The sequence below is a fragment of the Leptolyngbya cf. ectocarpi LEGE 11479 genome, from assembly GCF_015207065.1.
Classification (GTDB): Bacteria; Cyanobacteriota; Cyanobacteriia; order Phormidesmidales; family Phormidesmidaceae; genus Leptothoe; species Leptothoe ectocarpi.
Genome location: NZ_JADEXP010000265.1, coordinates 1 through 9,105, shown reverse-complemented (window position 1 = coordinate 9,105; position 9,105 = coordinate 1). Strand labels below are relative to the sequence as shown.

Sequence of the window (9,105 nt, the reverse complement as noted above, 5' to 3'; positions counted from 1 at the left end):
GCTGTAGATTGTGCCTGGCCCAGCTTACTTTCAAGGTCAAATAGTCGTTTTCGGATCGTTTCAAATTCCTGCTGGAGAGCCGCTAGTTCTTCTTTTGCAATCTGACGTTCGCGGTTGTTGAGGGCGGCGGGAGCCGGAGTTAAAGGCTCAACCGGCTGTGTTGGAATGGGAATGGGCTCAATCCGGGTCTCAGGGGGCGGTGTGGGTTGCCAGCGATCGGGCAAGCGATGGATTTCTGTAATGATCCGATTGCTCCGACGCAGAACTCTCTCCTGGAAAGGTACGTTCTGGCCAGGTCCCGCTATCACCCTAGCGGTGCTCACACCCAAAAGCCAGGCAATCGGCAGTCCCATCAGCAATAGCCCCAAACCGGTTAATACATTTGCCCCATAACCTATCCAACGACGGCGTGGAGCCAGAGGCTTAGCCTTGATAGTAGGGGATAGTTCAGGTGGGGGGCCGGGAGCAGGAAGGTTAGGATATTGCTCGTTAGACACAGCGATGGAACCTCTGGCCGTATCAACAGTTGATTTTATTAATGTGGATTAATATGGCGTGTCTGGTACGTCCCGAACACTAAGGCCATCCATCCCAAGGGTTAACCTCCACCACATTGTTGTCGCCAATAACAACGAGAAAATCGAGCTGGGGTTGCTCAGTCGTCGTGGTTTGAACCAGATCCGGTATTTTAAAATCGGCTGCATACTGCTCGGCGGCTGTATTATCAGCTTCATAGCCGGTGACATTGCCATCTTCGTCGATGCGGACGCGATAGCGGACTTCTGGACCAGACCAGTTGTCAACTCGCTTATCAATAATTGACCGCCGTAGTTCTTGATTCAGTTCGTAAATGCGATCGCTATCTTGAATAGGACGATCTATGGAGCCCAATAGCTTGGCTGAACCGCTGGCTATAGATTTAGATGAACTATCGGATGAACTGTCGGCAGATTGGCTGCTGGAGGACGGTGCTGTTGGATCGCTGCTGGTAGTGTCCTCGTTTATGCTGTCCTCGTTTATGCTGTCCTCTGCCTCTGTAGACTCTGGGGGAACTACCTCAGGCGTAATGGTTTCGGGAGTGACCGTTTCAGAAACCACGTCAACGGTGCCATCAGCGGCTAGCGTGACCTCAAACTGGGCCACGGGCTCTACAGTGGTGGCATCTACTGGTATGTAGGTCAAAGTCGGCAGCGGAGTGTTGTCTAAATTGTCCAGTGAGGCTTCATCTAAAGGGTTGTAGCCGAGGATATCTCCATTCTCAGCCACCGAGACTTGATAGCGTAGCGGCTGGTCAAAGGCACTATCGCTGGGTAAAGCAGCGCTAATTTGTTGCTGAACTTGTTGCTGTAGCTCAGTTAGCTGAGTGCTATCCGTAATGGGGTTACTGGTCTGGTCTGATAGGGCGGCGGTCTCAGGTTCGGATACATCATCATCATCGGCTGGCTGAGTCTCTGTAGCCGGTATATCAGCAGTCGGTGTATCAGCAACTGACTCATCGCCGTTGGAGTTCTCCAGGGCAGCCGTATTCTGCTGTTCGCGATTTTCCGGGTCTGCCAGTTCTGGAACGGGTAAGAAGAATAGTCCAAGGGCGGCTACCGCCAGGGTGCCAAATCCGAGTAAGGGAGGGATAGCTCTCTGGGCTAACGGTTCTTCTGGTCTGACATATTTGCGCGCCAGGGGAGCCAGCGGTATGGAGAAATCGGGCAAGGTTTGGGTATCTGCACAGAACTGATCGATGGCTTCGGCCATGTCAAATAGCTGTACGGTGGATAAGTCGATTGGCTGGGAAATCGAGGTCTCAGCAGACTCAAGCAGCTCAGGTTTGATCGTCAGCCGGTGATATTGCCCCTCACCGGGTTCAACCCCAACCGGTGAGGCTTGGTTGGGGTTGTGCTCCGGATGGTCTAAACCGCTCAGCAGACGTTGGTGATAGGCGCTGACTGCACCGACGACGGACTTAAAGAAGTCAACTCCCCCGGTTAAGGGTTGCTCAATTCCAACAATTTTGAATTCAGCACTCGCTAAAATGGAGAGCACATTGGAGGCGTCTGCGCTCAACCCTTCTAGCACTAGGCTGCAGTTGGGTAGTACATATTGGCGTTGAATGGTCATGATACCTCCCCATCAAAGAGGCTAGCCCACAGACGTTCTTCGCTGCGAGTGCCAGTACATAGCAGTAGTTGAGTCAGTAATGAGAGGGCTAACTCGTCTAGCTTTTCATCGGTGCTGTAGGCTAGTACGGTCGCCCGTTTGGGATTCATCCGAGCCCGAAAATGGGAGCGAAACCGCTTGAGATACTTGGCTAAGCGAAAATGGTGCTCTAGGGAAAGCTGTTGATCCTGCAGTTGCTGGTAGCCCAAAAACAGCTGACGAGTGAGGACGGTGAGCTGACGGCACAGATAGCACACCACCAGGACTAGAGCCTTAGCTTCTTCCAGGGAGAGGGGCTGACGTTGGTTAAACTTCCGCAATGGATTTGTACTACGCAGTCGCCATAGATGAACTCGACTTTTGAGGACATCTTGTAAACCCAGTTCCTTAATAGCAGTCAACATCACCTGGGATGCATTGAGTTCAAGTGCCTCAATCGCAAGCATGATAAAGTCTAGCTGCGTCTTTGCCCGTCGGGGGCACTCATCGCTTTGGATGCCGTAGTTAGGCAGTTTGTCCAGTATCGGAGGTCTGACGGATTTCTCGGGTGGGCTTTTGACGGTCATTCCCTATAAGACTCTTGTGAATTTAGTCGCTGTGGTGGATGTGAACGGTTGTTTACCTATCGGTCTAAAAGACCAGCTCCTATCAAAACATAAACTACATCCAAGATGAAACCCTGAGTTTTCCCTGCGAAAACTGTAAGTTCTGGATGTGAAACAGGTTGAGTTTAACCCATATCAATGGCTGTGTTGTTGTTACTGACAGTGTTGCTTAAGGGCAATTTTATTATCAATACTTATTCATATCCCCTATGAAGGTACCCGGTTGCTGTGGCGGAATAAACGCGATTTCCTAAAACGCTTAAGCTTTGGGTGGGGAGTTAGCCTGGACTTTGGGATTTAGGAGCGCTACTCTATGGTGCAATAGTAACCATGTACTTTAACTATGCAGTGGCCGGTATTTTTTCTGGCGGGGACGGGGGCAGGCTGTTTAGTGAGTTGGTTCGGATGGCGGCTGCGATCGCAAGCGATCCGGGAGCGGGCCAAAAATGATTTGGTAGCCGAGCGGGCCACCATGGTTGAACAGCTCCACACCAGGGATGAGCAGCTGATTGTCTTGCGCCAGCAGATTGACAGTTTGCAATCAGGTCTAGAGCAGCAGCGACAGGCGATGACGGCAGCAGCGGCGCAGCAGGCGGTGGCTGAGACTAAAGCCGCCCGCACAGAGCAGCTGCAAGCACAGCTACAGCAGTTGCAAACAGAGAATAGTCAGCTGATGGCCCAGGTGGTTCAGACCCGCACCCAGCTACAGGAACAGCAGCAGGCCACCGATGAAAAATTGGCCCTGTGGCATCAAACTCGAGAACGCATGGCGGACGCGTTCCAGGTGCTGTCTGCCCAGGCATTACAAACCAACAATGAGGCATTTTTGAATCTGGCCGAGACGAAGCTGGGACAGTTTCATGCTCAGTCGAGTAGCGACTTGCAGCAGCGGCAGCAGGCGATTGATGGGGTGGTCCAGCCGCTACGCTCTTCGCTGGCTAAGGTGGAGACCTATTTGCAGGATCTAGAGCGGCATCGGCTATCGGCCTATAGTCAGCTGAGTGAGCAGATCACCCAGCTGGCTCGGGGGCAATTACAGCTACAAACCGAAACGGTGAATTTAACCAAGGCGCTACGAGCACCCACCGTGCGGGGACGCTGGGGGGAAATTCAACTCAAGCGGGTGGTGGAAATAGCCGGGATGGTAGAGCACTGTGATTTTACTCAGCAGGTTGCGATCGCAAACAACACCCTCCGCCCTGACATGGTAGTGCAGCTACCCCAGCAGCGACGCATTGTCGTTGATGCCAAAGCCCCCCTGTCAGCCTATCTAGAGGCGTTGGATGAGACCGATGAAACTCGGCGACTGGCCAAGCTCAAAGAGCATGCCCAGCAGGTGCGTCGTCACATTCAGCAGCTGAGCCAAAAAGCCTATTGGGACCAGTTTCAACCCAGCCCTGAGTTTGTAGTCCTGTTTTTGCCAGGGGAGATTTTCTTTAGCGCTGCACTGGAACAAGACCCCAGCCTGATTGAAATTGGTATCGCCCAGCGGGTAATCTTAGCAACGCCCACCACGCTGATTGCCCTACTCAAAGCCGTAGCCTATGGCTGGCAGCAGGATGCAGTCACCGCAAATGCCCAGCAGATTAGCGATCTAGGCCGAGAGCTGTATGAACGGATGCGAGTATTCACGGGACATTTACAAAAGATGCGCCGGGGTCTGGACTCAACTGTCGACACCTTTAATAAAGCAGTGGGGTCGTTGGAAAGTCGTGTTTTGGTGAGTGCTCGCAAATTTAAGGCCCTGGGAGCAGGTACCGGAGATGAGCTAGACACCATTGCGCCCATCGATCGACGGCCCCGGTCTGTGCAGCAGGACAACAGTGGGGAAAAGGCCTAGGAGCAATTCCCGGAGGATATCTCTACCACTGGCTACATTTTTCCATCATGACCATTAATTAATAGTATGGATACGTTATGACATTTACTTTTTAATGCTGACCGCATTGTTCAAATTTTTACCCAATGGTCGCTTGACCCAGCTGTTGCTGCTAGCAGTAACGGTGCTTGTGCAGAGCGTGATGGCAATTGCGGTGGCTAATTCTATCTTTGTGAGTCAGCTAGGGGCAGAGCGTTTGCCCCTAGCCTTTATTCTAATTGGCCTGTGCTCAATGCCTGCCTATGTTGGGGTGAGTCAGGTGGTGCAGCGGGTACGCAGTACCCAACTTTTTTGTGGAGCCCTGGTGATTTTCCTGGTGTTGTTCGTGGGGCTGCGGCTAGTATTGCCCCTGGAGCTTACACCGGTTTATTACGGGCTACTGGTAGTCAGTTTTTTTCAGTGGGATATTTGCAACAATATTCTCTATCCGAGTTTGCTGACTGACTACTTCAATACCCTGGAGTATAAGCAGTATGCCCCCTATATCGGTATTTCTCAGGCGGTGGGAACTTTGATCGGTGGGGGCATCGTCAGCGGTCTGTCGCGGTGGTTAGATACTGAGAATTTGCTGTTGTGTTTGCCAGGAGTGATCGTAATCTCATTCTTGCAACTCACCTATCTCGACCGCACCCAGCGCCCTTTAACCACGGCCCCCACTGAAACCGTGGGAGTTTTAGAATCGCTGCAGTCTTTCCCGGAACTGACCAAACGCTATCCTCTGGTCATTTTTCTGGCCACCAGCAGTTTTCTGCTGGTAATCATTTATCTAAGTTCTGAATTTCTGTGGTTCAGTATCTACGGTCAGCAGTTTAGTCAGCGGGATCTGACTGGCTTTTTGGGGCTGATGCGGGTGGTGGTCAGTATCGTTCAAATGGCGGTTTTATACGGTTTGACGCGGCCTCTGTTGCGATGGCTGGGCGTCGCCCGGATGAATGTGGTATTTCCCTTAACCACCCTGATGGCATTTGTGGGGCTGGGGTTAAATGGTCAGCTACCGGCAGCCATTGGTCTGCAGATTAACGGAGATGCCCTTTACAAAGCAATCAATTTACCGGTACACCAGCTCAATTACAATGCGATTCCCCAGGCGTTTTTGGGGCGGATTCGGGCCTTAAGCGATGGGGTAATCTACGCCGTGGGCCTGACCTGTGCCGGCGTATTTTTATTAGTATGTGAACACGCCCTGAGTTTGGAGCAAATCTCCTGGGTGGTGTGCAGTCTGGTGGTGGTATTTCTCATGGTGCGTCTGCCCATGGGTCGTTTTTATGCGGCGGGGTTAGAAGATTTGATCCGCACCGATGCCATTGACCTGGATCGCTTGGCCAGCCGTCAGTCGGTGTTGCCTCTAAGAGCTACCGTTGAAACCCTGCTGCGCTCAGAGGATCGCTACGATCAGATCAAAGGACTGGACCTGGCAACGCGGTTTGGCGCACCGCTTGAATTTTTAGAGGATGTGCTGACATTATTGCCGGGAGCCGATCGACAGGTGCGCTCGGCGGTGGTGACGCTGTTTAGTGACGGCTTTGAACAAGTAGAAGGCGGTGTAGCCGAAACCGCCGAGGCGGACGAAGCGGCGCTTTGGGCTGTATGGCAAGAACAGCTGGGGCAAGAGCAGCCGTTGGCCTGTCGGTTGACCGCTTTGGAAATTTTAATGGTGCAGCAGCAGCCGATTGCAGAGCCTCTATTGGCTGAACTCAGCGGCCATGAAGATGCCAGTTTGCAAGCATTGGCGCTGGTGGCGCAGCTACAGGGTCCAGCGGTAGCCACTGAGCTGCCTGAGAATCTTGCGGAGGCCCCGTCCATGCTAGATGAGGGGGTGGCTAAGGCCGTGATTCGGGTGGTGGCTCGCAGTGCAGATGGAACCTTGCTCAAGCTGTTAGTAATGCGGCTGCTACCCGAGGGCACGGCTGAAACCAAGCGACTAGGTCTGGAAACTCTGGCAGCCCTGATCGAGACTATGGCGGACGATGATAAGACTCGGGCATTGGCTCTAGCGCAGCAGCATCTGTCCCATAGTCAGCCTGCCGTGAGGATTGCGGCTCTGGATTTGTGGCAGCAGGGCCATCAGGATTTGACACCGCTGATCCATGCCTTAGGGGACTCTCATCCTCGGGTGCGTAACCAGGCGGCCCAGTGGCTAGCCGCTCAAGGAGGGCTAGCAGAAGCTCAGGTCCAGCTGGACTCTGGCGATCGCAACACGGTGAACGGTGCGATCTCAACCATCGGTCAAATTCGTACCCGCCGCGCCAGCGATATTTTATATGCCCACCTGGCCCATGATTTTCAGCAGGTGAGCCACACCCGTCAGTGGCAGACCCAGATTCCCCGCGATGACCCCAACTGGCAACCCCTGGCTGTTGCCATTGACGATTATCACTATCGGCTGATTCAAAAGGTGCTCTATGTCCTATCCAGCTTGGGCCATAGCCGCACCGTCAACACCGTCAATCAGATTTTTGTCACCACCGACAGTCGCGATCGCTCCAATGCCGTAGAAGTGCTGGCCTCCCTCAGCCATCGTCGGTTTGTGCTGCCGCTGCTGCCGCTCTTGGAACAGGATGTCGAAAGTCCAGGTCCGGTGCAAACCCGGCAATCATCCCTGAGCTGGTTGCGGAAAAAAGGCTATAAGATCCTGCTTGAGGCGATTGAGTCTAAGGACCGCTGGCTGCGGGCAGGGGCTTTAATTGCCTTAGCCAAAATTCCCAGGACATCTTTGCTCGATGTGGATCCTATGGTGAGAGCTGTTGCCCACGATTTGTTTCCCACAGTTCCCTTAGCTGTTCCCCTATTACAGGATGTCTCCACGGTATCGCCTACTCCCGACACGCTTATGAACCGTCTACTGATTCTCAAAGATGTGGCTCTGTTTCAAAACCTTTCCTTGGATGAGCTGCTTTTGATTGATGAAGCGCTGGTGCCGCAACAGTTTATGGCTAGTGAAACCGTATTTGAAGAGGGTAGCTGGGGCTCCCATCTGTACATCATTGCTTCTGGGACGGTACAGATCGTTAAGACCGTTGAAGATGAGCAGCGGGAGATTAAACACTTGGAAAAGGGTAACTATTTTGGTGAGATTGCTCTATTTGACGATGCCCCCCGCTGGAATGGAGCCATTGCTAGGGATGACTGCATGCTTCTAAAGCTAGAAAAACAGCGGTTTATTAGTTTGACGACTCAGCGACCCCACATTTTGTTGGAAATTTGTCGGTTTATGAGCCAGCAGCTGCGGGAAACCGATAAGTTTCGGTCGGCTAAGAAATTTGTGGCGAATACAACTGATGTTGTAGATGAAACTTTTCAGAGCTGTTAGGAGATGTCATCATCACAATAATCGCATCTCCTGGCTTGATAGCGATACTTACACTAACGCTGGAGTACCTTTCTCATTGGCCTTTGAAGGTTCAGGTTGAGTAGCCGCCGCTATCTGCTTCAGATGAATTTGATTAACTTGATTTACAAAGCTTTCAACAGATTCTTGAATTTTTCGCTTTCGCTTTGCTTCGTCTTCTATATCAAAGAAGCGATAAGCAGGCGTAACACCTAAAATAAATCTCTCCTGCTCTGCTTCCAAAAGTTCTACCGCAGTGTTAGCAGCAACTGAATTTTCTTGAAATGGAAAGGATGTAGAAATACTAGTTACGATTGAAGCAATGGCTGGAAAGATAACAGGAAGCCATTTGACCCAATTCGACTGTACTTCAACCTTATCTAATAGAACTAAAATAGGAGTTACACCAGATAGGATAATAGTTGAAATTTGGAATACATAATAAATACTTCTCGAAGTACGGCGAGTCTCCTTATAATCATTGATCAAATCTTGGCAATACTGAAGCGCTCTCTGACGCATCAGGTTCATCGACTTATCTGAAGCAGAGTCTTCTAAAACGATGCTGTAGAGACCAGCTTTCTTCTCATTTTCCTGTTTTTGAGAAGATTTACGATAATCTTTTAATACCTGACGATTGAAAACCAATACTAAGAGAAGAATTGAAACAATTGCAAGCGCATAGATAACTGTTTCTCTATGACCCAAAGAAAGAACTAAGAATGCAACTAAAACAATACAGATTGACAACAGCAAGAATTCAATCAACCTGAATGTTAGAGGAACGCTCTTACTATCTATGCCTGAGGTTAAATCTGCTGGGTTTAACCTTATTTTGAATGAATCTGGAGTTTTACTAGTCATTTTGCTATTAGAAGCCTCGACAAAAACGTATTTTCATGCTGTCTTATTTTAACAAGACAACTATTAATTTACATATAAATAAGTTGTTAATTTTTTCTAATCTTAGAGAGTCTCCTAGACCAATTTTTGGACTGTGTGAACAGTAGATATACTCAAAAAACATTTTTTGTAGAATCCAGGCAGATTCGATGTCAGCTTGCTGCTTTTTTACGTATATCTAGCTTTATAGGTCTATTGTCTTCGATTATCAAGATATGATTATTAGGCCAACGTTATAA

The 9,105-nt window shown here is 50.5% G+C and carries 6 protein-coding genes; 2 read left to right on the top strand and 4 right to left on the bottom strand.

Annotated features, from left to right (window positions below):
- The 3 genes from IQ260_RS22200 to IQ260_RS22190 form a co-directional block, all read right to left on the bottom strand.
- On the bottom strand, window positions 1-497 hold a 497-nt coding region (locus tag IQ260_RS22200; protein WP_228016341.1), incomplete at its 3' end, for a hypothetical protein.
- Between the two features lie 79 nt (window positions 498-576).
- On the bottom strand, window positions 577-2,112 hold the full coding sequence (locus tag IQ260_RS22195; protein ID WP_193995271.1) for a DUF4335 domain-containing protein: 1,536 nt from the start codon (window positions 2,110-2,112) through the stop codon (window positions 577-579).
- On the bottom strand, window positions 2,109-2,717 hold the full coding sequence (locus IQ260_RS22190; protein WP_193995270.1) for a DUF3038 domain-containing protein: 609 nt from the start codon (window positions 2,715-2,717) through the stop codon (window positions 2,109-2,111). Before IQ260_RS22190 ends, IQ260_RS22195 begins: the two co-directional genes overlap by 4 nt.
- Window positions 2,718-3,099: 382 nt before the next feature.
- On the opposite strand from IQ260_RS22190, the gene rmuC reads away from it, so the two are divergent.
- Entirely contained in the window at window positions 3,100-4,596 is a 1,497-nt protein-coding gene (gene rmuC / locus IQ260_RS22185) for a DNA recombination protein RmuC (RefSeq protein ID WP_193995269.1), read from the top strand.
- A 94-nt stretch (window positions 4,597-4,690) separates the two neighbouring features.
- The gene (locus tag IQ260_RS22180; RefSeq protein WP_193995268.1) at window positions 4,691-7,945 is read left to right on the top strand and encodes a cyclic nucleotide-binding domain-containing protein; all 3,255 of its coding nucleotides are present in this window, start codon (window positions 4,691-4,693) and stop codon (window positions 7,943-7,945) included.
- 48 nt (window positions 7,946-7,993) lie between these two features.
- Here the strand turns inward: IQ260_RS22180 and IQ260_RS22175 are convergent, their stop codons facing one another.
- Complete coding sequence (locus IQ260_RS22175; protein ID WP_193995267.1) at window positions 7,994-8,827, bottom strand: DUF4231 domain-containing protein; 834 nt, start codon at window positions 8,825-8,827, stop codon at window positions 7,994-7,996.
- Between the last annotated feature and the right edge of the window lie 278 nt (window positions 8,828-9,105).